Origin of the sequence: Streptomyces sp. XM4193, assembly GCF_023072595.1 — a bacterium.
Lineage (GTDB): Bacteria > Actinomycetota > Actinomycetes > Streptomycetales > Streptomycetaceae > Streptomyces.
The window spans coordinates 196242-221551 of record NZ_JALLGK010000003.1; the positions used below are offsets into that span (position 1 = coordinate 196242).

Sequence of the window (25310 nt, forward strand, 5' to 3'; positions counted from 1 at the left end):
CGAACCGGCCCGTTGCGGGTGCCGGTGCCGGTCCGTGGCGGTGGTCAGTGGGACAGGGCGCGGGCTATCCGGTCCGCGTCCCTGCCGATCTCGCGGAGGGCGCCGGATACCGGGTGGCGATAGCCGGCGAAGTAGAGGCCGGGAAACTTCGCGGAGGTGACCGAACGGGCGGCGCGGAGCGCACCGCCACCGACCGCGGGGCCGCCGTCCGCGTCCAACGCCGTCTCGTCGCCGAGGAGTTCGGCGAGACCGTGGGTGTAACCGGTGGCGGCTATCACCGCGTCGGGCGTCAGCTCCGTCCCGTCCGCCAGCCGTACCCGGTCGCCGTCGAGGGACTCCAGCGCGGCGACGGGCTCGACCTCGCCGCGGCGTATCGCGCGCACCAGGCCGCTGTCGCGAATCGGCTGCGAGCCCTGCCGGGCGCGGGTGACCAGACCGGCCTCCGGCCGCGGCAGACCCCGGGCGCCGAGGTCGGGCACCGTGACGCGGGCCACTCCCGCGCCCAATGCGTCGCCCAACCGTGCCGGCAGCCGGCCGACCAGTACACCGGTGCGCTGCGCGGACCAGCCCAGGGTGCTGCGGCGCAGGATGTGCGGAGGGGTGCGCACCGCCAGCCGGACCCGCGCGGCACCGCCGCGGTGCAGGTCGACGGCGGTCTCCGCCCCGGAGGCCCCCGCGCCGACCACCAGCACGTCCTTGCCCTCGTACGGGCGTGGACTGCGGTAGTGCGCGGAGTGCAGCAGCTCGCCGGTGTAGCTGTCGCGGCCCGGCCAGTCGGGCACCCGGGGGACGCCACACAGCCCGGTGGCGACGACGACGGCGGGGGCGGCGAGTTGACGGCCGCCGTTGGCGTGCAGCAGCCAACCCTCGTCGGGGGCGCGCTCGACGCTGTTGACCTCCACTCCGGCGGCGATCTCCAGGTCGTGTTCCTCGGCGTAGCGCTCCAGGTAGCGGACCATGTCCGCGCGGGCGACCCAGCGTCCGGCGGACCGGGGTATCGCGAGGCCGGGGAGCGCGGAGCCGCGCCTGGGGGTGTCCAGGCGCAGCCGGTCGTACTGTCCCCGCCAGGAGCCGCCGACGGATTCGCCCCGGTCCAGTACGAGCACGCGCACGCCGCGCCGTTGCAGCGCCGCGGCGGTCGCCAGTCCGGCGGGGCCGGCGCCGATGATGTGGACGGGACGGTCCTGGTCGGTCATGGGCATGGCGTGAGCTTAGCTTTGCGGTGTACGGCGTCTTCGGCCGCCCGCGCTCCCGTCGTCCGCCCTCCGCCCGGCGCACGCCGCGCACAATTCGTTCGCCCGCAGCGCCCTGCGCTGTTTCACTCGGAACATGCTGCGCGAACTTCCCGAACCGCGTGAACTCACCGCTGGGCACTGGCGGTTGAGGCCCTGGCGCGACGACCCCGACGAACGTGCCGCGCTGCTCCGTGCGTTCGCCGATCCCCTCTACCGGCGCTGGAACACCGCGTCCGCGCCGACGCCCGACGAGCGGGGGGTGCAGCGCTTCCTCGATCTGGCGGCACGGGGCCGGCGGGAGCACACCCATGTGTACTGGGCCGTCACCGAGCCGCCCGCCACGGGCACCTCGGAACCGTCCGTCGCCGAGCCGCCCGCCTCCGTCGCCGAGCCGCCCGCGGTCGGGCCCGGAAGTGTGCTCGGCGGCATCTCTCTGGGGCCGATCAACCGCACCGCGCGCACCGCCTGGATCGCGTACTGGCTCCTGCCGGAGGCCCGCGGCCGGGGTGTGGCGACCGGTGCGCTGTGCCGGGTCGCCGACTGGGCCTTCGCCGAACTGGGCCTGCACCGCATCGAGTTGGGGCACGCGGCGGCCAACGGGGCTTCCTGCCGAGTGGCTCTGCGCGCCGGTTTCGCCGGTGAGGGTCTCTCGCGCGAGGCGATGGTCGCCACCGACGGGACGACCCGGCACGATGTCCACCAGCACGGTCGTCTCGCCACCGACGCACCGCCGGGCGGCTGCGCGGCCGTGCCGCTGTGACCTGCGTCCCGTTCGCCGCATCGGCCGCGAACCGGGCGGTGACACCGAGCGGACAGCGGCACTAAAGTGCCATGCCATGGGGCAAGTCGTGCACAACTCCGCCGAGGACCGGTCGACCGCCGAGCTCGCGGGCCATCTGCTCGCGCTGGGGGTCGACCCGGACGCCGTGGGCCTCTACCGGCGGCTGCTCTCCGGCGCCCCGCTGAACCTCGGTGAGGCCGACGCCCCGGTCGTCGACCGCCTGATCGAGCTCGGCCTGGCGGTGGACAACCCCGACGGGCCGCACCAGCCCCTGCTGCCCGTGCCGCCGGGAGCCGCCCTCGACCTGCTCACCCGCCGTGCCGCGCTGCGGCTGGAGGAGGCGAGCGCCGCGGTCGCCGGCGCGTACGAGAGCTGGCGGCGCCGGGTGCCCGCCCCCGGCGGGGGAGTGGTGGCCGAGGAGGTCACCGGTGCCGACATCGAGAAGCGCCTCGGCGAGGCCACCGCGGGAGCCCGAAGCGAGGTGCTGCGCTTCGACACGCCCCCCTACTTCTGGGACAGCGCCCGGGGAGCCGACACCGAGATCGCGATGCTGCGCCGCGGCATCGCCCACCGCGCCGTCTACGCCCGCGCCTCCCTGGCCCACCCCGGCCATCTCACCACCAACATCCAGCCGTGCATCGACGCCGGCGAGCAGGCCAGAGTGCTTCCCGAACTGCCGGTCAAACTCACCATCATCGACGACCGGATCGGCTTCCTCGGGCTGTCCCTCGCGGACGTCGACATCAGCGGCAGCCTGCTGGTGGTGCGCCCCAGCGGTCTGCTGACCGCGCTGCGCGCCCTCTTCGAGGCGTGCTGGGAGCGCGCGCTGCCGATCCAGGCGACCGGTGTCGTGGCGACCACCGCTCCCGGCGCCCGTCCCGGACCGACCGAGCGGCGGATCCTGGCGATGCTCGTCGCGGGAGTCCCGGACAGCCAGATCATCCGCGAACTCGGCGTCAGCCGCCGCACGTTCTTCCGCCGGATGGAGCTTCTGATGGCGCAGGCGGGGGCCGCCTCGCGGTTCCAGCTGGCGCTGCAGGCCCAGCGTCGCGGGTGGCTCTGACCGCCTGTCCGGCGCGCCCGAACGCTGCCCGTGTCGGCCCCGTTCGCGCCCGTGCGGAACCGTGACGGCGATCACTGGGACGAAAGCGGGCGAACCGCCCTGTGTAACACCGGTGTTGCGGCAGTGAGAACGGAGACGTCCGGCACACGGGCACCTTGGTGTCGCTGGCACAGGTGTGCCTCATCCGGCACGGGCCTTCCGCTAGAACCGGCTGCGAGCCACCCCCCACGCCCTTCATAACCTCCGGGAAGGCATCCATGAAGCGACCAGGTCCGATACGACTCGTACTGGGCGCGGGTGCCGCGGTCGTCGCGGTACTGGGAACGACCCTCGGCGTCGCAGGCGCCGCGGACTCGGACCCGGCCCCGTCCGCGGAGATACGTGGAGCCGACCGCGGTGAGGTCATCGAGGGTGAGTACATAGTGGTCCTCAAGGACCCGGGCTCTGCCGCCCGTTCCGCTCGGCCCGCCGCCAGGGCCGAGAGCCGGGCAGCCGTCGTACGGGCCGAGGCGAAGGAACTCCTCGGCCCGTACGACGCATCGGCGGCACACACCTACTCCGCGGCGCTCGAGGGCTTCTCCGTGAAGCTGTCCGAGGAGGACGCGACCGAGCTGGCCGCCGACCCCTCGGTGGCGTACGTGGAGCCCAACCGGGTCGAGCGCGGCGACGACACCCCCTCCGCGACCGCGGCGCCAGTCTGGGGTCTGGACCGGATCGACCAGCGCGACCTCCCGCTCGACGGCGCCTACGAGGCCGACGGCGACGCCTCCGACGTCACCGCGTACGTCATCGACTCGGGCATCCGCATCAGCCACGACGAGTTCGAGGGCCGCGCCAGCTACGGCTACAACTTCGTGGACGGCAACACGCAGGCCTCCGACTGCCACGGCCACGGCACCCATGTCGCGGGCACCGTCGGCGGCAAGACCTACGGCGTCGCCAAGAAGGTCAAGCTCGTCGGCGTCAAGGTGCTCAACTGCGAGAACTCCGGTGCCACGGACGGCATCCTGGCCGGCTACGACTGGGTCGCCAAGAACGCCAAGGCGCCCGCGGTGGCGAACGTCAGCATCGGCGGCAGCCCCACCGACGCCAAGGACGAGGCGGTCCGCAAGCTCGTCGAGTCCGGTGTGACCGTGACGGTCTCGGCGGGCAACAAGAGCACCGAGGCGTGCGAGCAGTCGCCCGCCCGCGAGCCCAGCGTGATCACGGTCGCCTCGACCACCAAGGACGACGAGCGCAGCGAGTTCTCCAACTACGGCGACTGCGTCGACCTCTTCGCGCCCGGCAGCGGCGTCCAGTCCGCGGGTCACTCCTCGGACACCGCGAACGCCACGATGAACGGCACCTCCATGGCCGCTCCGCACGTCACCGGGGTGACCGCGCTCTACGTCTCGGCCAACCCCGAGGCCACCCCCGCCGAGGTGACCGAGGCGCTGCTCGCCGCCGTCAGCAAGGACAAGGTGAAGCAGCCGGGCAGCGGATCGCCCAACAGGCTGCTCTACAACCGCTTCTGAGCGACGCCCCGCGCAGGTACGGGCGCGTCACGTCCAGGCCCACGGGCCGGACGGGCGCGCCCTGCTCGTGCGCCACGGGCGCCCTGCTCGGCCCCGGCACGAGCGCCGCCCGTGCCGTACGAGCCCGCGCCGTACGCGCTCCCAGAGCCGCGCTCCCGGGCCCGCGTCGTACGCACCCCGCCGTACGCGCTCTCCGGCACTCGCCGCCCGCCGCAACGCTCCTCCGCAGGCGCCGTGGGCCTCTCCCGTGTGCGTGCTGCCGCCAACCGCGCGGTGTGCTGCGGAAGTCGGGCGCTCGGCGCACGACGCCGGGCCGCCGGGAGCAGCCGCGCTCTGCGCGGTGTCCGGCGGCCCGTGGGCGTCGGGATCGGCCCGTGCGGCGGGTTCGGTGCCGGCTCGGGGCGAGTGTCGTTGGGGCGGCGACCGGCGCGGAACGACGGTGCGGGGGCGGATGTGCCGGCCGGGCCGAGGACAGGGCCGGCCCGTGGCACCACCCTGACGAAACGATCCGCCCAACTCCGGTGCCGGCGCCGTTCGTTACTTCGTGGGCTTGCGCCCGGTGACGCCGAGGTGGACGAGCAGCGCCAGATTCGGCTTCAGCTCGGCCTGCTTGACGCCCCAGGTCTGGAAGCCCTTCTGATGGCCGGCGACCGAGGCGAGCATCGTGACCAGTGAGCCGGCGATCGCTCCGGCGTTCACGCTGTCGTCGACCCGCCCCTTCTCCTGGAGTTCCTCGATCGCCTCGCGCAGTGAGCCGGTGACCGGGGTCAGCAGCTTCATCCGGATCTTGTAGAAGCGCTTGTCGCCCTCGGCCGCGCCGAGGTCGATCACTCGCAGGATCGCGTCGTGTCTGCGCCAGAAGGCGAGGAATCCGTCGACCAGTTCCTCTGCCGACTCCCTGGCGGCCTTTCCGGCCCAACTGCGGCCGGCGGCAAGCCCGGTGAGCGAGGTGGCTTCCTTTGCGGTGGTCTCGGCGATCTCCAGTACCGCGCCCTCCACGTCGGGGAAGTACTGGTAGAACGTCGCGGGCGAAGTCCCGGCCTTCCGTGCGACGTCGATGACCTTGACGTCTCGGTAGGGGGACGAGCTGAGCATCTCGCTGAGGCAGTCGAGGAGCTTTTGACGTGTGGCCTGACCACGCCGTCCGGCTACTCGGCCGTCAACCGTGCGTACCTGTCCTGTCATGCCGTCAGCTTACCGATGGCGGTAGTTGGCGCGATTCGGCCGCAGGCAAATGGGTTTCCGCAGGATATGGGGGTGCTCCGCGGTCGCAGCTCTGGCGCAAACCATTCCTTTTGCCGTCGCGTTCCTCTTGCTGCGCCCGGTTCGACCGCCCGGCGAATTCTCCGTATCCGCTCACGGACGGTCCGTTACTGCCCGGAATGGCGACTCGGGCGAACGCTGTCAAACTGTCACCAATGCTCACAATCCGCGGAAGCGCGCACGCACGGGCGCGCAGCGGTGCCGGCGCGGGCACGGAGCAGGCGAGCGGACGAGCCGAGGAAAGCCGAGGAAAGGGGCCGATGATGGCCGAGACCGTCGTGGGCGTTCCCTGCTGGGCGGATGTGATGCTGCCCGACCTGGCCGCGGGCAAGCGCTTCTACGGCGCCCTCTTCGGCTGGACCTTCGACGAGGAGGCGGAGGGGGCCGACAGCTACGCCCCGGCGCTGCTCGACGGCAGGTTCGCGGCGGCGCTCGGGCAGAAGACCGACGGCCGGATGCCGACCTCCTGGACCCAGTACCTGGCCGCCCCCGACGCGGCGGAGACCGCCGAGCGCGTTCGTGCGGCCGGCGGGGTGGTGATCACCGAGCCGTTGGAGGTCGGCAGCGCACCCGCCGGGGTCCTCGGCATCGCAGCCGACCCCGGAGGTGCCGTGTTCGGCTTCTGGCAGTCGCTGGGCTTCGGCGGCTTCGAGGTGTCCAGGCGCCCCGGCGCCTACGTCTGGACCGAGGTGTACGTGCGGGAGAAGCACCGCGTGGACGCCTTCTACCGGGAGGTGTTCGGCTACGGGACGGCCGACATCAGCGAGGAGGGTTTCGACTTCCTGCTCTGGGCGCCCGAGGGTGAGCCGCCCGACGAGACGAACGCCGTCGGAGGCCGCTGCATGATCACCGACGCCTTCGTCGAGGAGATGCCTCCGCACTTCCTGACGTACTTCATGGTCGAGGACTGCGAGCAAACCGTGCTGCTCGCACAGGAGTTGGGTGGCCGCGCGGTCTTCCCGGTGGAAAACAGCCAGTACGGGCGCTTTGCTGTGATCGCCGACGACCAGGGAGCGACGTTCGCGGTACTGGATCCGGCCCCGAGCGGCCCGGAGAGCTGACGCCCGGGGCGTTGGTGCCGCAGCATGGGGTGAGCCCGGCCCGGGGCCGAGGAGGGACCGGTCCGGGGCGCGGAAGTTCGTCCCACCGGTATCGGCCGGGCCGGACGAGGGGTAGACGGGGGAGACACAGTGCCATCGCTGTCAGCGAGACCGGCTGCGCCCGCAGCCGCGACCAGCACGGTCGCGGCTCGGCGCGGATCGGATGGATCATGGAGCCGGGGGACTAACCACACCCCGGTTCGCGGTTGTCAGTGCCGACAGGAAGAATCACCTCAGCCGGGACGGTTCGCGCCGTCCCCGGCCGCCGGAGCACAGACAACCGCGCCCGAGGCGGCGCCCGCGAGACGCCCCTTCGGGGAGGTGGAAGGACAGTGGTGGACCAGCTGACGCAGCACGACCCGCGGCGTATCGGGCCCTTTGAGGTGCTCGGACGCCTGGGTGCCGGCGGTATGGGTCTGGTCTACCTCGCCAGGTCCGCCTCGGGGCGCCGGGTCGCGATCAAGACCGTCAGGACCGAGCTCGCCGAGGACCAGCTCTTCCGGGTGCGTTTCACCAGGGAGGTCGAGGCGGCGCGCGCGGTCAGCGGCTTCTACACCGCCGCCGTGGTGGACGCCGACCCCAGAGCCGCGGTGCCGTGGCTGGCGACGGCGTACGTGCCCGCCCCCTCGCTGGAGGAGATCATCCACGAGTGCGGGCCGATGCCGGCCCAGGCCGTGCGGTGGCTGGCCGCCGGCATCGCCGAGGCGCTGCACTCCATCCACGGCGCCGGGCTGGTGCACCGCGACCTCAAGCCGTCCAACGTGCTGGTGGTCGAGGACGGCCCGCGGGTCATCGACTTCGGCATCGCCTCCGGCGTCTCCAACACCCGGCTGACCATGACCAACGTCGCCGTCGGCACGCCCGCGTACATGTCGCCGGAGCAGGCGCGGGACTCCCGCAGCGTGACCGGCGCCAGCGACGTCTTCTCGCTCGGCTCGACGCTGGTCTTCGCCGCCACCGGCCACGCTCCGTACCACGGCGCCAATCCGGTCGAGACGGTCTTCATGCTGCTGCGGGAGCGGCCCGATCTGGACGGGCTGCCCGACGAGCTGCTGCCACTCATCGAGAGCTGCATGGCGCCCGAGGTGGAGATGCGGCCGAGCCCGGCCGATCTCCAGTCACAGCTCGCTCCGCACCTCTTCTCCTCCGGCGGCGACGACAGCGGCACCGCCTCGGCGTGGCTGCCCGCCGGGGCGGTGGAGCTGATCGAGCGCAAGCGGGGCGGTCGCGGGCGGATACCGCGCGGCCCGGTGCAGCGGCCGGCCGAGCCCGAGCCGCAGAGCCCGCCGCAGGCACCGCGCACTCCGCCAAGACCCCCGCAGGCACCGCCCGTTGACGCTCCGATCGCCTCGGGCGGGCCTGCGCCGTACGCCGGCGGGCCGGCCGCCGCGCCGCCGCTGCCGCCGGGGGACGACCGGGTGCAGCTGCCCGGCGCCCCGGTGCCGATCGGTCCCGGCCCGCGCCGGGCCGAGGGCCGTCCGGCGCAGCCCGTGGTGTCGAGCTGGCTCAGAGCTCCGGAGTCGGGGGCACTGGCCGGTTCCACCAGCGGCCCGGTCCAGCCGCCGCAGGTGCAGGCCGCGCCGCAGCAGCCCGTCGGCGCGCCCGCCACCCAGCCGGCCCCGGTTCCGGGCGACCCGGTGGGCGGCGCCGGGGCGCCCGCGCGCTGGCGGCCCTGGCGGTTCCGGATGTCCAACGACCTCTGGGGCACGCCGGTCGTGGTGGAGGACCTGCTGTACGTCACCTCCTTCGAGGTGCACGCGCTGGACGTCGCCACCGGCAAGCGGCGGTTCAAGACCAACGAGGTCGCCTGGTCCATGGCGGTCTCCGGCGGCCGGGTGCACGCCTCGGACGGCCCGAGCCTCTTCGCGCTCAACGCCAAGGACGGCAGCGAGCGCTGGAAGGTCGCCGTCGACGGCTGGGTGTACTCCCTCCACGTCGACATGGGCACCGTCCTGACCGGTACGCGGGGCGGCGGCGTCCAGGCGTGGGAGTCGGCGACCGGCGAGCTGCTGTGGACGATCGCGGGCGCCCAGACGGACTTCGAGACGCCCGACGCCGGTCCGCTGGTGCGCGGCGGCGTCGCCTACGTCTGCGCCGACGGCCAGCTGTACGCGCTGGAGGCCCGTACAGGCGCCGAGCGCTGGCGCTACCCGGTCGGCGACAGCTCGGCCACCGGCGGCGCCCCGGTCCGGCTGGTGCCGGCCGAGGACGGCACCGTCTATGTCTGCGCCGGCTCGCGAGTGCTCTGCCTGGACGGAGCCTCGGGCGCCGAGCGGTGGAGGTTCGACGCGCCCGCGGCGTTCCTCAGCCCTCCGGAGCTGGCGCCCGGCGCCGCGGTGTCCGGCGGCGGCGTCTATGTCGTGGACTACCTCGGCACGGTGTACGCCCTCGACCCCGTCAACGGCCACGACCGCTGGCGGGTGCCCACCGAGGCGCGCTCCTCCACGGAGCCTGTGGTGGTCGCGGACGGCCTGGTGCACGTCGCCAGCGGGAACGCGCTCTACACCATCGACGCCGTGCCCGGCTCGGCCCGCTACCGCTTCAGCGCGGGCAGCGAGATCGTCGGCCGGCCGGTGGCGACACAGGGCCGGGTGCACTTCGGATCGGGCGACAACTGCCTCTACACGCTCGACGCGGTGGCCGGCACCCTGCGCTGGAAGCTGGAGACCGGCGGCGAGATCACCGGCACCCCGCTCGTGGCCGGGGGAGTGCTGTACGCGTGCAGCAGGGACCGCTGCGTGTACGCGCTGGACGCCGCCAAGGGCACCGGCCAGAGCTGACGGTTCGACAGCGTGACGGCCGTTCCCCGGCCCGGCGGGTGAGCCGGGGAGGGCCGGTCGCTGCCCGTCGGGTGTGGCCAAGTCCGGTCGGGCGACGGCGACTTGGGAATCCCTTTGCCATGTGTTGACCTGCGGGAATGCAGCTCTTTGCGGTTGCCCCGCAGTTGCCGGAACATCGGCCCAAGTCGCCGTGTTCGGCCGGAACCGGCCCGATCGGTGTCCGCGTCTCCAGCTCCGCAAGCAGCCGATTTTTGCTGTGGACGTGTCAATTTTCGCGGAGGATTTCCATGAGGCGTAGTCAGCTCAAGCTGGCCGCGGTCGTCGGGCTGGTCGTACTCGTGCTGAGTGGTTTCACACCGGCCAAGCGGAGCGGCGGCGGTGGCGACGGCGGCGACGGAGGTGGCTGCGGCAAGGACGGCGGCAGCAGCAACAGCAGCAGCACCAGCAGCGGTACCGACGGCGGCAGCAGCACCACCTCGGTCGGCGGGACCGGTGGCTCCAAGCCCCGCCCGACCACGAGCATCACGGAGTGCATCGGCCAGTCGGGCAACGCCGCGACCGTCCGGATCACCGCTCCCTCGGGCTTCTCCAGGAGCTACACGCTGAAGGTCACCTTCCTGAACTCCACCGGTGACGTGGTCACCAGCGGCGAGCAGTACGTCAGCCTGGAAGGCAGCGAGACCCGGTCCGTGAAGGTGCCGGCCCGCGACACCACGATGCTGGACCAGGTCACCGAATGCCGTCTGGACCCGGTGCGCTGAGGAGGGGTCAACTTCCTTCTCGCGCAGCAGAGTCGGCGCCCGTACACAGATCGCGTGCGGGCGCCGTCCGGTTCTGCGGGGCCGGTCGCGGGGCCGGTCGCGGCACGGGAGGATGCCTCCGGGCGGTCGGGTGCGAGAGGGCGCTGCGCGCGGGCTCCCGGGAATTGTCAGTGGTGGTTCCTACGCTGGAACCAGTGTCGACGGTCCCGGAGTTGAGGAGCGAGAGCCATGGCGTTGTCCCGCGAAGAGCGCGAGGAGTTTCTGGCCGAGGCGCAGGTCGGGTCGCTCGGTGTGGCGGCCGGTGCGGAGCGCGGGCCTCTGGTGGTGCCCATCTGGTACGCCTACGAGCCCGGCGGCGAGGTGTGGGTGGTCACCGAGGCGGACTCCAGAAAGGCCCGACTCATCGCGGACGCGGGCCGGTTCACCATGCTCGCGGAGCGTACGGCGCCGACGGTGCGCTATGTGTCGGTGGAGGGCCCGGTGGTCGAGCAGCGTCCCGCCACGGACGAGGAGCACCGGCGGATGGTGCGGCGCTTCCTGCCGGGAGAGGCGGGCGAGCAGTACCTGGCCATGACCGAGGAGATGTTCGGCGAGCTTCAGTACATCTCCATGAGGCCGCAGCGCTGGCTCTCCTCGGACATGGGGTCCTTCTGACCGGGCCGCGCATCCGCCGCGGTGCGGTGTCCGCGGGCTGAAGGCTGCTGCCGCGCGGGCGAGTCGGGGCGTGCGGGCGAGTCGGCCGCGAGGCGGAGTGCGGGCCGCCGGGGGCCGAGCACGGGCCCGACCCCCGGCGGCGCGCACGAAGTCCGTGCGAGGAGCGTCAGCTGCCCTGGTAGTCCTGCACGACGACCAGGCTGCCCTGGTAGTCGCTACTGCCCTGGTAGTCGCCGGAGGAGCCCTGGTAGTCGTCGGAGCCACTGCCCTGGTAGTCGCCGCTGCCCTGGTAGTCGGCGGCGTCGACGGTCTCGGTGCGGTGCTCGGTCAGAACCGGGGCGGCGGTCAGGGTGAGGCTGCCCACGGCGAGGGTGCAGACGGCGAGAGCGCGTCGGTTTCGTGGCACGGATCTTCTCCTTGGACGAGTGGGACGGGTCAGTGGTTACTACCCGGAAGCCGGCTCCGGTCGCCGCGTTCCGTCAACGATGGCCGGATCGCGACGACTTCGGGGCGTGATGTGCGGCAGCGGCCCCACGAACGGATGGGGCCGGTGGTGGTGGCGCCCCCTCCACGCCACCACCACCGGCCCTGGCCGGTCCGTCCGCTCCGGTGGGCCTGCCACCCGAGCGGACGTCTCGTCACCTCGCGGGCTCGCTCGAACCCTGGTGGTCGCCGGCGACGGAGACGTCGCCGTGTCCGGTGGAGGTGTTGGTCTTGTTTTCCTCGACCGCGTCGTCGGTCTTGGGCTGGGCCTTGTTCGTCTGGTTCTTCCTGGTGTCCCTGCTCATGACTTCTCTCCTCATGTGTTGTGCACGATGAGCCCCGGCGCGTCTCCCCGTGACTCCCCCGAGCGCTGGACTGGCCTTTCTGGCGGCTCACCGTATGAGGTGCGCCTCCCCCGTGGCTCGCCGCTCCCCCCGATGCGACGAACCAACGTGCCACAGCATGGCAATCGCCAATAAACGTTTGATGAACGTGCCATCGCCCGCCGGGGCGGCGCCACAGCGGAGCAGGGTTCGATACGAGACCAGGACAGCCCTGAGACGTGTACGCACCCGTTCGCCGTTGTGCGGAACGGGAGTTGGGGCGAGTCGGGGCCGCGGGCGAGGACGGCTCCGGAGCGGACGCACCGTCAGCCGGGAGCGGGCGGCACCGGCCCCGTCGGCACCCCGCGTCGGCGCTGCCGGTCGCACGACGGCCTGCCCGGGCCGCCTGTCCGCCGTACGGCCGCCTCGCCGTTTCGCTCGCCTCGACGTACTGCGCGCCGCGCCGTACGCCTGCCTGCTCGGGGCCTGCTGGGCCGTGCCCATGCGCCGCCCGCCCGCCCGCGGGGCGGGGCGGGTCAGCGGTGTGCGGTGGCGGCCAGGAGCTCCCGCACCTCGTGCCGCTCCGGGGAGTTCCGCGTCTCCAGGACCTGCTGGGCGTCGAGCCAGCAGGCCTGTGCCCTGCCGTGCTGGCCGAGTTCGGCCAGTGCCTTGCCGAGGACGATGAGGACGGTGCCGCGGCGCCATTCGCCGCCGATGGCGCGCAGGGTGATGGCGCGTTCGGCGTGGGTGGCGGCGGTGCCCGCGTCCCCGAGCGCGAGGTGCGCCTCGGCGAAGCGGAAGTGCGTCACACCCACCCAGCGGTCCTGGCGGCTGTCCTGGAAGACCTCCAGCGCGCGCTGGAGCTCCACGAGTGCTTCCTCGGGCCGGCCCGCCCTCGTCAGTGCGCAACCGAGTGTGTAACGGGCGTTGGCCAGTCGGAGGGTGAGGCCGATCCGCTGGTAGAAGGAGACGCCTTCCCGCGCGAGCCTGATCGCGCTCTCGTGCCGGCCCAGCGCCATGTGGATGCGCGAGAGGTTGCAGATGGCGCTCGCCTCGCTGGAGGTGTTCCGGTCGTCCCGGAACGCCTCGATGGCCTGGAGGATGAACGGCTCGGCGCGCTCGTAGTCGCCGAGGTAGGTCGCGATGATGCCGCGCTCGTTCGGCAGGTAGGAGGTGGAGAGCGGGTCCTCCGCCGACAGCGCCAGCAGCATCGCGTGCGTGGCCTCCTCGTCGGCCTGCTCGAACCGGCCGGAGTCCGCGTGGCTGTGGGTCAGTGTGACGCGGGCCCGTGCGCCGACCAGCGCGTCCCCGGCGGCGTCGGCGGCGTCCCGTACGGCGGTGGCGGCCTGCTCGTAGCTCTGGGAGTGCACACCGGAGTCCGAGAGGTCGATCGTGGCGAAGAGCAGGTCGACGGCGGGGCGCAGCAGGGCGGGTGTGCAGGCGCTCTGCCGGACGCAGGCCAGCAGGCAACTCGCTTCGGTGAAGAGCCAGTCGAGGGCCTCCTCGCGGTGCTCGAAGTCCAGCCCCGGGTGGTTTGCCTCCAGCAGGTGCTGTGCGGCGCGCTCGGCGGGTCGGTCGAGTGCGAAGGCTCGTTTGCCGGTGGCGAGGTAGAAGTCCAGCAGACGGGCGTGGGCCAGATCGCCCTCGGAGACCGCGGCGGTTCCGTCCGCACCGGCGTCGGGCCGCTGCGAACCGTCCTGCTCCGTGCGACGGGCGCGGTCGCGCGCGAAGAGGCGGAGCAGGTCGTGGAAGCGGTAGCGGCCGGGTGCGGCCGACTCCAGGAGGCTGGTGTCGACCAGCGACTCCAGCAGCTCCTCGGCCTCCTCCGGATCGCGGTCGAGCGCAGCGGCAGCCGCGTGCAGCGAGATGTCCGATCCGTCGGCCAGCCCCAACAGCCGGAAGGCCCGGGCCTGTTCGGTGTCGAGCTGGCCGTAGCCCAGCTCGAAGGTGGCGCGCACGGCCTGGTCGCCGGCCTGGAGCACGTCGAGCCTGCGCCGCTCGTCGGCGAGTTTGCTGGCCAGCACCGAGACGGTCCAGGTGCGGCGGGCGGCGAGCCGGGCGGCGGCGATGCGGATGGCGAGCGGGAGGAAGCCGCAGGCGGCCACGACGTCCATCGCGGACTCCCGCTCCGCGCGCACCCGTTCCTCGCCCACGATCTTGGTGAAGAGCGACATCGCCTCGTCGGGGCTCATCACATCCAGGTCGACCAGGTAGGCGCCCGCCAGGTCGACCATCCGGGTGCGGCTGGTGATCAGCGCCGCGCAGCCCTCGTTGCCCGGCAGCAGCTGGCGGATCTGCGCGGCGTCCCGGGCGTTGTCCAGGACGGTGAGCACCCGGCGGCCGGACAGCAGGCTCCGGTAGAGCGCCGCGCGCTCCTCCAGGCTCTCCGGGATCGCGCTGTCGGCGATGCCGAACGCCCGCAGGAAGGAGGCGAGCACCGCCCTCGGTTCGGTGGGGCTGGCGCTCGCACCCTGGAGGTCCGCGTACAACTGCCCGTCGGGGAACCGGTCCTTGGCGGCGTGGGCGACGTGGATGGCGAGGGTCGTCTTGCCGACTCCGCCGATGCCGGCGACCGCGGAGACGGCCATCACCGCACCGTCGGCGTTCGCCAACTCGTCGCGCAGCTCCTTGACGAAGGACGAGCGGCCGGTGAAGTCGGTGACACTGGCCGGGAGTTGGTGCGGCGTGACCCAGTCACCGGCGGAGCCGCGGGCGCCCGAGGACGCGAGGGCGAGGCCCTCGTCCGCGCGCAGGATGCGCTGGTGCAGCTCGGACAGCTCGGCGCACGGGTCGATGCCCAGCTCCTCGGCCAGCAGCGCCCGGGTGTCGTCGTAGACCGCGAGCGCCTCCGCCTGGCGGCCACTGCGGTAGAGCGCGAGCATCAGCAGTTCGCGCAGCCGCTCCCGCAGCGGATGCGCGGCGCTGACCGCGGTCAGCTCGGAGACCGCCTCGGCGTGGCAGCCGACCTGGAGGTCGAGGTCGAAGCGGTGCTCGAGCAGCGAGAGGCGCCACTCCGCGAGCCGCACCCGCTGGGTCTCGGCGTACGGGCCCGGCAGATGCGACAGCGGTTCGCCGTCCCACAGCGCGAGCGCCTCGACGTAGTGCTCCCTGGCCTTGCAGAGGTCGCCCTCCGCCGCGAACTTCTCGGCGAGCGAGGCGAGTCGGGATGCCTGGTCGAGGTCGAGCGAGACACGGGGAGCCGAGGTCTGGATGGCGTAACCGCCGGACTCGCTGAGCAGCGTCCGGCTCCCCAGCACCTTGCGCAGCCGGGAGGCGTACGTCCGCAGCGCCGCGAGCGCCTGCTGCGGCGGCTCCTCGCCCCAGATCGCGTCGACCAGCTCGGGGGCGGTGGCGGTGTGCCCGCCGCGCAGCAGGATCGCCGCGAGCAGGGCACGTTGCTGTGGTGAACCGGTGCTGAGCTGTGTGCCGTCCCGCCAGGCCCTGACGGGCCCAAGCACCGCGAAGCGCAGCCCCGTACCAGGGTCGGCGACCATGAGTGCTCCCTACTCTCACCTGAATCTCGGTGCCCGACCCATCAGTGTGCCTTCTCAACTCCCGTTGCGGCAGCCGCCCGTCGGCCTCCGAAAGCGTCGGCTTCGGCCAAGGGAGCGGAGCGACAGGGGTGTTGGTGACACTCTGCTGAAAAGGTCTGACGTTGAGTCAATTGCCTTTGCGCTGAACGCTGTTGGGGGCCCGGCGACCGTGTGCGGGTGCGAGCGGGTGCCCCGTCGTCGGACAGACGGACCTGTGGTGCCGAGGGTGCGCGCCCCGCCTGTGCGACGCGCTTCCGGGCCGCGGGGCGGTCCGGCTCGGCGTCGCCCCCGCGGCCGGACACCGAGCGGTTCGGAACCGGTTCGGTGGCTGTGGTCGCTGCGGGTCGTGCCGGTTGGTGCCGGGTCGTGGCGGTACGGACGACGGTGCCGCCGGTCGGTGTGCCGAACACGGTCGTACGGGCCCCACCGGCCGTGCGCCCGACGGTGCGGGCGCGGCTGTCGGGCCCCGGAACGGCGGGGTTCAGCGCTCCAGGTCGAACTCGCCGTCCCTGGCGCCCAGTACGAAGGCCTCCCACTCGGCGGCGGTGTAGCGAAGGACCGTGTCGGGATCGGCCGAGTTCCTCATCGCCATGCCTCCGCCGGGGAGTTGGGCGATCTCCACGCGCTCCTCCTCGGGTGCTCCCGGAGCGTGCTGCCACTCCACACCGGAGATGTCGAGGGCGTACAGCTCGTCCTTCTCCTGCTGGGTACCCATGGCGCCAAGTCCTCTCGTGCAAGCTCGCCGAGGTGCTGCGGTGCACCCCGTCCAGCTGATGACCCCCGTCAACTGCTGCAAACGGTCCGGCTGTCGAGCCTATCGTCGTGAGGGGCCCGGCTGTAGCGGGGGAGCGGAAAATCACTACGCCCATCAGGTCCGCGCGAGTACCGTTCCCGTCCGTGAGCGGTAGCAGTTGCGTACGACACCTTCCCTTCCGGCGCTGCTCCACCGGCCGCGCGGGCTCCGTGCCGAGGGCCGGGCGGTGAGCCGAACAGCGCTGTTCACGGACGTGCGGCCGCTGCGTTCCAGCAAGCGGTTCAGGGAGTTGTGGATCGGCACCTCGCTCGGCCTGTTCGGCGGTCACCTCGCCAACGTGGCGGTACTGCTCCAGGTCTGGAACATCACCGGAAGTCCGCTGTGGACGGGGGTGATCGGCCTCGCCGGCGCGCTGCCGATGACTGTCTTCGGTCTGTTCGGCGGCGCGCTCGCGGACGCGATGGACCGCCGGACACTGGTCGCGCTGGCCACCTCCGCGCAGTTGCTGGCCGCGATCGGGTTCACCGTGCAGGCGCTGGCCGGCAACGGCCGGGTACTGGTGCTGCTCGGTCTGGTCTCCCTCTCGGCGGCGTGCATCGGTCTGGGCTCCGCGGCCCGCAGAACCCTCCCGGTACGGCTCCTCCCGGGCAACGAACTGGCCGCCGGCCTCGCACTCCAGAATTTCGCCTCCCAGGCGGCGATGCTCCTCGGCCCGGCGGCGGCCGGGTTTCTGATCGCGCGCTCGGGGACGGCCGCCGCGTACCTCGTCCAGACGGTCGCGGTGGCGGTCTCGCTGCTGGCGGTGCTCCGGCTCCCGCCGATGCCCCGGCTGCCGGCGGCGGACGCCGGGAGCGCCGAACAGCGGCCGGGGGAGAGCGCGCCGGCCCCGGAGCCGAGTGGGCCGGGGCCGTACGGCCCGGAGCCGAGTGGGCCGGAGCCGGGCGGATCGGCGCTCGGCGCCCCCGCGCGGAAGTCCTGGCGGCCGCCTCGGGGCGGCTGGCGGATCATCACCCAACGGCCCACTCTCTGGGGCTCGTTCGCCACCGATCTGGCCGCGACGCTGCTGGCCATGCCGATCTCGCTGTTCCCACTGGTCAACGAGGCCCGGTTCGACGGCGATCCGCGCACCCTGGGGCTCTTCCTCTCCTCGATCGCGGTCGGCGGGATCTGCGCCGGCCTGCTCTCGGGCACCTATACGCGGGTGCGCAGCGCGGGACGGCTCCAGTTGGCGGCAGCGCTGGTGTGGAGTCTGGCGCTCGCCACCTTCGGACTGGCCGAACCGCTCTGGCTTGTGCTCGGCGCCCTGGTGGTCGCGGGCGCGGCCGACACCGTCTCGGTGGTCACGCGCGCGGCGCTCGTGCAGATGGAGACACCGGACCGCTTCCGCGGCCGGGTCTCCTCGGTCGAACTCGTCATCGGCGCCGCGGGGCCCGAACTCGGCAACTTCCGGGGCGGGTTGGTCGCCTCCCTCACCTCCGCGTCGTTCGCCCTCGCCTCCGGCGGTCTGCTGGCCGCCGCGGTGGTCTCCGCGATCGCCGCGGTCAACCGTCCCCTGCGGCGCTACCGGCTTCCGCCGGCGCAGTGACGCCCGCCCCGGTGGCCCGCGGCGGGGCGGCACGCGGCCGGGCGGCATGCGGCCCGCGTTCGGGGCCGGTTCGCGGCGGCCTTGGGCCGGGCCCGGTTGCGGGCCGCGCCCGGGGCCGTTGGGCGGGCCGGGCGCGGGGCGGTGCGGAGAAGCTCATCGCGGCGGGGCGGCCTCCAGCCGGATCGGGTTGGTCATCGCGGCCATGGCGCCCGGGAGCCGGCCGTCACCGCCCGGGTGCCGCACCTCGGCGCGTACGTACGAGGCCAGTGAGGCGGTGGTGCGCCACTCCAGTCCGTTCGCTGCCGGTCCGGACAGCAACTCGCCCTGGTCGGTGAGGAGTCGGGCGACCGCTCCCTCGGGTGCCCCGTCGACCGAGAGCCGTACGGTGACGTCCGCGGTCGGCGAGGTGCGCAGCCGTCCGCCGATCGTCGCGTGTCCGCCGCGTTCGTCGGAGGCGGTGAGCTCCACGGAGATCCGGGAGGACTCGGTGAGGTAGCTGCGTCCCGCCCTGATGCCCGCGAGCACGTCCCCGCGGGTGAGGTCGTCGGCGTGCACCACCGTCTGCGGCAGGCCCACGTCCTGCCCCTCGCTGTGCGCGTCGCTGCAACCGAGCGCGGGCAGCCAGTCGCTGCCGCGCTCCACCAGCATGTTGTCCCAGGCCGCGAGCGCCAGTTCGTCGTCCGGGGTCCACGGACCGTTCCACAGCTCGACCGCGTCCGCGCCCTCGTAGCCGAACTTCCACTGGCAGCCGACGTAGGGGCAGTTGGGGTGCGCCGGCACGACCAGACCGCCGGCGCGGTGGATGCGGCGCACCCAGCGCTCGTACGCGTCGTCCCGAGCACGGTAGCGCCAGTCGACGAAGGTGCCGGGGTCGGTGCCGAGGGCCAGGTAGTGGCCGTTGCGGGTGGTGACCTCCTCGCCGCAGAGCACCAGCAGATCGTCGCCGAACAGCCCCTCCCAGGCGGCGTGCCCCGAGGTGGTGTTGTGCTCGGTGCTCACGATGAAATCAAGTCCCGCCGTACGTGCGGCAGTTGCCACCTCCGCCGGGGTGCGTCGGCCGTCCGAGTGCACGGTGTGCAGATGGCAGTCGCCGCGGTACCAGGCGCGCCCGCGGCCCCGGGCGCGCTCGGCGGGGTGGACCGGTTTCGGCATGCGTCCCGGCCTGCCGGTCGTGAGGGTGACGGTCAGCTCGTACCGCATGCCCTGCGGCGCGACCGTGTACGGGCCGAGCACGACGTGCCAGGTGCCGGGAGCGACCGGACCGGGCAGATAGCCCGGCGTCGCCCGCTCCGCGCTGATCGCGAACTCGGTGCGGAAGCCGCCCGACCAGCCGCGGAAACCCTCCGCGCGGGGAGCACCGCCGCGCGGGTCCGTACCGCGCGGATCGAAGACGCCGATGTCCAGGGCGTTGCCCGGGGTGCCCTCGGGCACCTCCGGCTTGTCGTAGCTGTAGGAGACGGCGATCTCCCGCACACCGCGCGGCACTTCGACCGGGACGTAGACGAAGTCCGGCGCGCCGGTGGGCAGTTCGCCCGTGATGGTGCGGGAGAGCGGCGTCGCGGAGGAGCCGTCCCGCGTGCCGCCGTCCGCCGCGCGGGCGAAGTCCATCGGGGCGAGCGTGACCGCGCCCGCCATGCCGACCGTGGACCTGAGCATGTCGCGTCTGTGCATCGCTGCCGGCTCCCTGGGGTCGAGGACCTGGAGAGACCGTTGTACGGGCGGTGGCCCGCGGAGGTAACCCCGCGCGCGTGAACATCGGCAGAAGGGCCGGCGGTCGGAGGCGTGCCGGTGCGGTGCACGGCGGAGCAGGTGCCGGTGCGGCGCGGGTCGGTTGGTGCGGTGCGGGCCGGAGGCGTGCCGGTTGGCGCGGGCCGGTTGGTGCGGTGCGCGGCGGTGGGGGCGGGCGCGACTGCGGAGCCTGGGGCGACCGGCCCGGAGTGGACCGGGGCTGCGGGGTCGGTGGTCAGCCGCGCGGGTAGCGGCGCAGCCAGCCGGTGGAGGCGCTGGGCGCGGCGGGGGAGTGCAGGGCGGGGCCCTGCGTCATCTCCATGGCGAAGTCGTCGGCCAGCTCCAGCATCGTCGCGCGGCCCTCCAACTCGGTCACCCAGTTCGGGGGCAGGGCCGTCTCGCCGTGCTGAACTCCCAGCAGATTCCCGCAGATCGAGCCGGTGGAGTCGGAGTCTCCGCCGTGGTTGACCGCCAGCAGCAGCCCGTGGCGCACGTCCTCGGCGACCAGCGCGCAGTACACCCCGATCGCCAGAGCCTCCTCCGCCGTCCAGCCCTCTCCGAGCGACTCGACGCGCTCCGGCGACGGCATCCCCTGCCGCACCGCGCCGAGCGCCCGCTTGAGGGCGTCGGTGGTCTCCTGGTGGTCGGGCCTGTTCACCAGCTGCGCCAGGGCCTGTTGGACGCCCGCGTCCAGAGTGTCGCCGCGCGCCAGCGCGTGCACGATCACCGCGAACGCACCCGCCGAGAGCACCCCGGTCGGATGGCCGTGCGTCTGGGCCGCGCACTCCAGGGCGAGTTGGAAGACCAACTGCGGCTCCCAGCCCACCAGCAGACCGAACGGCGCGGACCGCATCACGGTGCCGCAGCCCTTGGAGTTCGGGTTCTTCGGCTGCTCCAGCGTGCCCATCCGAACGTCCCCGAGCCCGCTCAGACAGGCGTTGCCGGGCGAGCGCCGCGCGTACAGCCACTCCTCGCGGGCCAGCCAGCCGTCGTTCTCCCGCCGCTCGTCGGGGCCCCAGTCCCGCTGGGTGGCGGCCCAGCGCAGATGGGCCGCGTGCACGTCGGTCGGCGGGTGCCAGGCGCCGGTGTCGCGCCGCACATGGGCCCGGATCAGACCGTCCACGGTGAACAGCGTCATCTGGGTGTCGTCGGTGATCGCGCCCCGCAGCCCGTACGCGGGAACCAGATCGGTGATGCCGTCGGGGCCGTGTGCCTCCCGGATGTCGGCCAGCGAGTGGAACTCCACGCCGGCGCCGAGCGCGTCGCCCATCGCCCCGCCCAGCAGGCAGCCCCGTACGCGGCTGCGGAAGTCCTGCTGCTCCGTACGTCCCCACATGCTGGTACCGGTAGCCGCCACCGACGCCCTCCCCATCGCTCATGACCGGCTGGCATGGAGCACCCTAGACGACCGGTCGGGGGGTGCAGCAGTCAGTCTTCGGTCCGCTTCGGGTCCGTTTGCTGTCCGGTTCGGATCGGGCGGCGGGCGCGGGGAGCCGGGCGGCGGGAGGTCGGCCCGGCTCCGGTGACGGCCCGCCCGGCACGGGTGACTGCCGGCCGGAGCACGCCGACCGGCTCAGGAGCGGGCCGCGCGCAGCGTCAGCACCGTGATGTCCGGCTCGGCCCCGACCCGTACCGGCGGACCCCAGGCGCCCGCGCCGCGGGTCACGTACAGCTGGGTGTCGCCGTACCGCTCCAGCCCGACCAGGGTCGGATTGGCCAGCGCGGCCAGGAGGTTGCCCGGGAACATCTGGCCGCCGTGGGTGTGGCCGGAGAGCTGGAGGTCGATGCCGTGCTGCTTCGCCTCGTCGATCATGGCCGGCTGGTGCGCGATCAGCACCGCCGGGCGCTTCCCGTCCCGACCGGCCAGTGCCTTCGGCAGGTCCGGGGCGTCGCCGTGCTCCTCGCCCGCGAGGTCGTTGACGCCGACGATGTCGAAGTGGCGCAGCTCCTCGCGCTCGTTGCGCAGCACGCGGATGCCGAGAGCTCCGGCGAGATGCGCGTTCCACTCCTCGTACCCGGAGTAGTACTCGTGGTTCCCGGTGGCGAAGAAGACGCCCTCGCGCGCTCTGAGCCGGCCGAGCGGCCGGGCGGCGCCGCGCAGGTTCTTCACCTGCCCATCCACCAGATCGCCCGCGATGGCGATCAGATCCGGGTCGGTGGCGTTCGCCCGCTCGACGATGCGTTCGGTGACACCGCGGCCGATCACCGGGCTCATGTGGATGTCGCTGATCAGCGTGATCCGGTAGCCGTCGGCGGCCGGCGGGAGCTTCGCCAGGGTGACGTCCACGCGCTTGACCTTGGGCCCTGCGGCGAGCACCGAGTGCGTACCGGCGCCCACCGTCATCGCGGCGACCGTACCGGCGGTGATCGCCGCGGCGCGCGCGACGAAACGGCGGCGGGAGGCGTCCGCCGGGCCGTCACCGTCGCCCGGCGTTGCGGGGGTGCCCGGTGCCGGCGGGGACGTCCCGAGCAGGTGCGAGCCGGTGCGCCCGGCGGGGCTGTCGGGGTGGGCGGGGTCGTCGGAGGCGCTGCCCGCGTCGGCGGCAGGGGGCGCGGCGGTCGCGGTGACCGGCTTGTCGGCGACAGCCGTGGCGGTGCCGCACGCGGACTCGGAGTCCGGGCCGAGCGCGGCCTCGACCGGCGGTGCCGCCTCGGCGGACTTGGCGGGCTCGGTGTGACCGGCCACGGAGGTGGCGGGCCGGTCCGCGCCGGAATCGGAGTGCGCGGATCCGGTCGTCGGCAGGGCGGCGGGCACCTCCTCGGCGGCCGGCCGCTCACCGCCCTCGGCGCCCGCACGACGGGCGTCCCGACGGCGCAGCAGCCGCAGCACCAGCGGCCGTACAACCTCCAGCACCAGCAGGGTCAGCAGCAGATAGACCACCACCGCGAACCACATCAAGCCCGGCCAGGCGAGCGTCCGCTGAAGCGCGAACGGCACGTCGGAACGCGTGGTGACCATCGCGGCGACCAGCAGCGCCGGCATCGCGAACGCCAGCACCGTGCCCGTACGCCGCCACCAGCCGCCGGGGGCCGACACATCCCGCACCAGACGGCGCCACAGATACCAGTGCGCCGAGACGACCACACAGGTGATCACCAGAAAGACCACTACGAACATCGCTACGCCGCTCCCACACCATGGCCGTCTTCGGACTTCGTCCGCAGCGCACGCAGGCCCCTGAGGCCGATGACGCCGACCGCCGTCCCCAGCAGGAACGAGGTGACCGCGAGGAGCAGATGCACCCAGAAGTACCCGGTCGGATCGCCTGCCTCGTCGAAGGCCAGTCCACTGCCGTCCTTCCACAGATTGCGGACGAACGAGATCCAGATGAACCAGCTCCACACCCCGAACGCGAGCAGGAACCAGGACACGGGGCGGCTGAGCTTCATACCTCAAGTATGAACAGCACTCCCGCGGCCCTCGTCCGAGGGGCGACGCACATGCACCGTCCAGCAGAACGGCGCGGGCGGCCGAGGAGTTCCGGAAACCGGGGTGACATTCGCCCGGTGTCCGGGCCGCGCCTCGCCGGGCCGCGGACCGCGCCTCCTGGGTCGCCCGCCGCCGGTCGCCCCGCGGCCCGTGCCCGCGCGGCCGTACGCGCACGAATCCCGTGCGTCTGCGCCCGTACGTGCGCGGTCCCGTACGTCTGCACGCGTACGTGCGCGGTCCCGTACGTGTGCGGCTCGTACGTGTGCGGCCCGTACGTCTGCCTCCGTGTGTCCGCCGCCGAACGCCGTCCGTGGTGCGGGGTGCCGCGTCGTCCGCCGAACTGCCTGGCTGTCGGGGGCGGTTCGTGATCGACTGGGCGTCATGGACGCGATAACGGCGGTCATCGCGGTGGCCGGAACCCTTGCCGGCGGTGTCCTCTCACACCTGCTCCAGAGCCGCGCCACCGCCGCGGCCAACCGCGAGACGCGGGAGGAGCGGCGCCGCGAGGAACGGTTGGAAGCGTGCGTACGGTACGCGGCGGCGGTCTACGACTGTCGGCGGCTGATGAGCTACCGCTGGTACCGCAGCAACGGGCGCGGTGGCTCGGAGGACCCCAGTGAGGTCTCCAGCCAGGCATTCGACGTGCGGACCACCATGATGGAGAGGTTGACCCGCGTCCAACTCCTGGTCGTCGACGACGAGTTGCGAGCCGCTGCCGACGCGGCAGCGGAAGCCGTGGCGGAGCTGTACGAGAAGGACACGCCGGCCGAGGAGTTCCGGGCCGCGCGCGACCGCAGCCTTCGGGCCCACGACCGCTTCGTGCGCGCAGCCGCCGCCCATCTGCGCTGACGCCGCCGCCCGAGCAGTCCCGCCGCCCCCGGAGCCCCAGCCGCCACAGCGGCGTCGCAGCCCCGAGCGGGCGATCCGCGCGGCCCGTTCGCCGGAGTCCGCAACCCCGGAATAACCGGGTGCGGCGGACGGATCCGGCGCACTAGGGTCGCCCGCCATGACCTACACCGCGCCAGAGCGCATCCGACCGCCCTTCACCGCAGACGAACGCGACCAGTTGAGCGGCTGGCTCGACATGCAGCGCAACATCATCCACTTCAAGTGCGCGGGGCTCTCCGAGGAGGCGGCCCGGCGTTCGGTGATACCGACCTCGCCGCTGATGACGGTGGCCGGTGTGGTCGCGCATCTGCGCTGGGTCGAGCACGCCTGGTTCGAGGTGATGTTCCTCGGCGGTTCGGAGAAGGAGAACCCGAGCTTCCTCGACGACCCCGAGGACGCCGACATGCGGCCGGCCGCGGACGTCCCCCTGGAGCAGCTGCTCGAGGAGTACCAGGCGCAGTGCGCGCGCAGCAACGAGATCGCCGCGGCGGCCTCGCTGGACGACACGGGCAGGCGCGCGGACTTCAAGGCCGGCCAGGCGTCGCTGCGTTGGATGCTGGTGCACATGATCGAGGAGACGGCGCGGCACGCGGGCCACCTCGACCTCATCCGCGAACTCCTCGACGGCGAGACCGGCTACTTCTGACCTCCGGCCGACACGACCACGGCACGACCGGGCGGCGCGACGCGCCTGGCGCGGCCCGGCCCGGCGGCGCGCGCTCCCGCGTTCCGAGCCCCGCGCCGCGCGAACCCGCGGGCGCAGGGCTCGGCGGTGCACGCCGCGGGTGCGGTACGCCGTGTGGGGCGAGCCTCCGTCGGCCCGACTCCCGTCGGCGGAAATGCCGTTGAGGGCCCGGGGGCCGCTGTCTACGCTGCGGCGATGACCACCTCCGCGCCGCGTCTCGAAGTGCTCACCCCCGCCAACGTGGAAGCGGCCTGCGCTCTGGAGGTCCGCCCCGACCAGCGCGGGTTCGTCGAACCGGTCGCGACCTCGCTGGCCGAGGCGTACGTCTGGCCGGGGGTCGCCTGGCCCCGGCTGATCGTCGACGGCGACACTCCGGTCGGCTTCGTCATAGCCTTCCACGACATCCACTTCAACCCCGCGGTCCCGGACGACCACCGTTCCGGGCTCTGGCGGTTGAACATCGCCGCCGACCAACAGGGCCGCGGATACGGGCGGTTCGCCGTCCGCGCCGTCGCGCAGGAGATCCGTCGCCGAGGGCGGCACTCCCGCCTCTTCACCACCTGGGAGCCGGGCGGATCCGGCCCCGAGAACTTCTACCTCCGGCTCGGTTTCCGTCCGACCGGGGAGCTGAGCGGAGGCCAGACAGTGGGAGCGCTCGATCTGGACTGACGCCGTACCGCTCGCGGGTGCCGCTGCCCGTTGCGGGGGCGCCCCTCCCCGCCTTATTGTCATAGTGACGATAAAATGGGG

At 73.0% G+C, this 25310-nt stretch carries 21 protein-coding genes; 11 read left to right on the plus strand and 10 right to left on the minus strand.

Annotation, left to right across the window (positions count from 1 at the left end; all coding sequences use genetic code 11):
- Positions 1 to 44 precede the first annotated feature (44 nt).
- Positions 45 to 1196, minus strand: coding sequence for an NAD(P)/FAD-dependent oxidoreductase (locus MTQ01_RS12025; protein ID WP_247490024.1), 1152 nt, complete (start codon positions 1194 to 1196; stop codon positions 45 to 47).
- 133 nt (positions 1197 to 1329) lie between these two features.
- Here MTQ01_RS12025 and MTQ01_RS12030 point away from each other — a divergent pair, with 133 nt between their 5' ends.
- The 3 genes from MTQ01_RS12030 to MTQ01_RS12040 all read left to right on the plus strand — a co-directional run bounded on the left by MTQ01_RS12030 (position 1330) and on the right by MTQ01_RS12040 (position 4593).
- Complete coding sequence (locus tag MTQ01_RS12030) at positions 1330 to 1995, plus strand: GNAT family N-acetyltransferase (RefSeq protein ID WP_247489511.1); 666 nt, start codon at positions 1330 to 1332, stop codon at positions 1993 to 1995.
- Between the two features lie 76 nt (positions 1996 to 2071).
- A complete protein-coding gene (locus tag MTQ01_RS12035) occupies positions 2072 to 3079 on the plus strand; it encodes a LuxR family transcriptional regulator (protein ID WP_247489513.1) in 1008 nt (335 codons plus the stop codon).
- Positions 3080 to 3336: 257 nt separating this feature from the next.
- Positions 3337 to 4593: a S8 family peptidase gene (locus MTQ01_RS12040; protein ID WP_247489515.1), complete on the plus strand. Its 1257-nt coding sequence runs from the start codon at positions 3337 to 3339 to the stop codon at positions 4591 to 4593.
- A gap of 537 nt (positions 4594 to 5130) precedes the next feature.
- Here MTQ01_RS12040 and MTQ01_RS12045 read toward each other — a convergent pair.
- Positions 5131 to 5778: a TetR family transcriptional regulator gene (locus MTQ01_RS12045; RefSeq protein WP_247489518.1), complete on the minus strand. Its 648-nt coding sequence runs from the start codon at positions 5776 to 5778 to the stop codon at positions 5131 to 5133.
- Positions 5779 to 6011: 233 nt separating this feature from the next.
- Here MTQ01_RS12045 and MTQ01_RS12050 point away from each other — a divergent pair, with 233 nt between their 5' ends.
- From MTQ01_RS12050 to MTQ01_RS12065, 4 genes are all read left to right on the plus strand, one after another.
- Entirely contained in the window at positions 6012 to 6917 is a 906-nt protein-coding gene (locus MTQ01_RS12050; RefSeq protein ID WP_374207711.1) for a VOC family protein, read from the plus strand.
- Between the two features lie 371 nt (positions 6918 to 7288).
- Positions 7289 to 9736: a serine/threonine-protein kinase gene (locus MTQ01_RS12055; RefSeq protein ID WP_247489519.1), complete on the plus strand. Its 2448-nt coding sequence runs from the start codon at positions 7289 to 7291 to the stop codon at positions 9734 to 9736.
- Positions 9737 to 10023: 287 nt separating this feature from the next.
- Positions 10024 to 10497 carry a hypothetical protein gene (locus tag MTQ01_RS12060; RefSeq protein WP_247489521.1) on the plus strand — a complete coding sequence of 158 codons (474 nt, stop codon included), beginning with the start codon at positions 10024 to 10026 and terminating at the stop codon, positions 10495 to 10497.
- A 228-nt stretch (positions 10498 to 10725) separates the two neighbouring features.
- The gene (locus MTQ01_RS12065) at positions 10726 to 11151 is read left to right on the plus strand and encodes a pyridoxamine 5'-phosphate oxidase family protein (protein WP_247489523.1); all 426 of its coding nucleotides are present in this window, start codon (positions 10726 to 10728) and stop codon (positions 11149 to 11151) included.
- A gap of 166 nt (positions 11152 to 11317) precedes the next feature.
- Here MTQ01_RS12065 and MTQ01_RS12070 read toward each other — a convergent pair whose 3' ends face one another.
- The 4 genes from MTQ01_RS12070 to MTQ01_RS12085 form a co-directional block, all read right to left on the minus strand.
- Entirely contained in the window at positions 11318 to 11557 is a 240-nt protein-coding gene (locus MTQ01_RS12070; RefSeq protein WP_247489525.1) for a hypothetical protein, read from the minus strand.
- Positions 11558 to 11789: 232 nt separating this feature from the next.
- A complete protein-coding gene (locus MTQ01_RS12075; RefSeq protein ID WP_247489527.1) occupies positions 11790 to 11939 on the minus strand; it encodes a hypothetical protein in 150 nt (49 codons plus the stop codon).
- A 554-nt stretch (positions 11940 to 12493) separates the two neighbouring features.
- Entirely contained in the window at positions 12494 to 15451 is a 2958-nt protein-coding gene (locus tag MTQ01_RS12080) for a BTAD domain-containing putative transcriptional regulator (protein WP_247489530.1), read from the minus strand.
- 520 nt (positions 15452 to 15971) lie between these two features.
- Positions 15972 to 16205 carry a DUF397 domain-containing protein gene (locus tag MTQ01_RS12085; protein WP_247489532.1) on the minus strand — a complete coding sequence of 78 codons (234 nt, stop codon included), beginning with the start codon at positions 16203 to 16205 and terminating at the stop codon, positions 15972 to 15974.
- A 265-nt stretch (positions 16206 to 16470) separates the two neighbouring features.
- Between MTQ01_RS12085 and MTQ01_RS12090 the strand changes: the two genes are divergently transcribed.
- Positions 16471 to 17829, plus strand: a complete 1359-nt coding sequence (locus MTQ01_RS12090) for an MFS transporter (protein WP_247489534.1) — start codon at positions 16471 to 16473, stop codon at positions 17827 to 17829.
- A gap of 153 nt (positions 17830 to 17982) precedes the next feature.
- Here the strand turns inward: MTQ01_RS12090 and MTQ01_RS12095 are convergent, their stop codons facing one another.
- The 4 genes from MTQ01_RS12095 to MTQ01_RS12110 form a co-directional block, all read right to left on the minus strand.
- Positions 17983 to 19500 (minus strand): CehA/McbA family metallohydrolase, encoded by a 1518-nt coding sequence (locus MTQ01_RS12095; protein ID WP_247489536.1) that lies wholly within the window; start codon positions 19498 to 19500, stop codon positions 17983 to 17985.
- 292 nt (positions 19501 to 19792) lie between these two features.
- On the minus strand, positions 19793 to 20929 hold the full coding sequence (locus MTQ01_RS12100) for an ADP-ribosylglycohydrolase family protein (RefSeq protein ID WP_374207712.1): 1137 nt from the start codon (positions 20927 to 20929) through the stop codon (positions 19793 to 19795).
- 201 nt (positions 20930 to 21130) lie between these two features.
- Positions 21131 to 22675: a metallophosphoesterase gene (locus MTQ01_RS12105; RefSeq protein WP_247489538.1), complete on the minus strand. Its 1545-nt coding sequence runs from the start codon at positions 22673 to 22675 to the stop codon at positions 21131 to 21133.
- 2 nt (positions 22676 to 22677) lie between these two features.
- A complete protein-coding gene (locus MTQ01_RS12110; protein ID WP_247489540.1) occupies positions 22678 to 22947 on the minus strand; it encodes an SCO4848 family membrane protein in 270 nt (89 codons plus the stop codon).
- A 421-nt stretch (positions 22948 to 23368) separates the two neighbouring features.
- On the opposite strand from MTQ01_RS12110, the gene MTQ01_RS12115 reads away from it, so the two are divergent.
- The 3 genes from MTQ01_RS12115 to MTQ01_RS12125 all read left to right on the plus strand — a co-directional run bounded on the left by MTQ01_RS12115 (position 23369) and on the right by MTQ01_RS12125 (position 25229).
- Positions 23369 to 23836 (plus strand): hypothetical protein, encoded by a 468-nt coding sequence (locus MTQ01_RS12115; RefSeq protein WP_247489541.1) that lies wholly within the window; start codon positions 23369 to 23371, stop codon positions 23834 to 23836.
- 157 nt (positions 23837 to 23993) lie between these two features.
- Positions 23994 to 24521 (plus strand): DinB family protein, encoded by a 528-nt coding sequence (locus tag MTQ01_RS12120; RefSeq protein ID WP_247489543.1) that lies wholly within the window; start codon positions 23994 to 23996, stop codon positions 24519 to 24521.
- A gap of 234 nt (positions 24522 to 24755) precedes the next feature.
- Positions 24756 to 25229 carry a GNAT family N-acetyltransferase gene (locus MTQ01_RS12125; RefSeq protein ID WP_247489546.1) on the plus strand — a complete coding sequence of 158 codons (474 nt, stop codon included), beginning with the start codon at positions 24756 to 24758 and terminating at the stop codon, positions 25227 to 25229.
- The last annotated feature ends 81 nt before the right edge of the window (positions 25230 to 25310 follow it).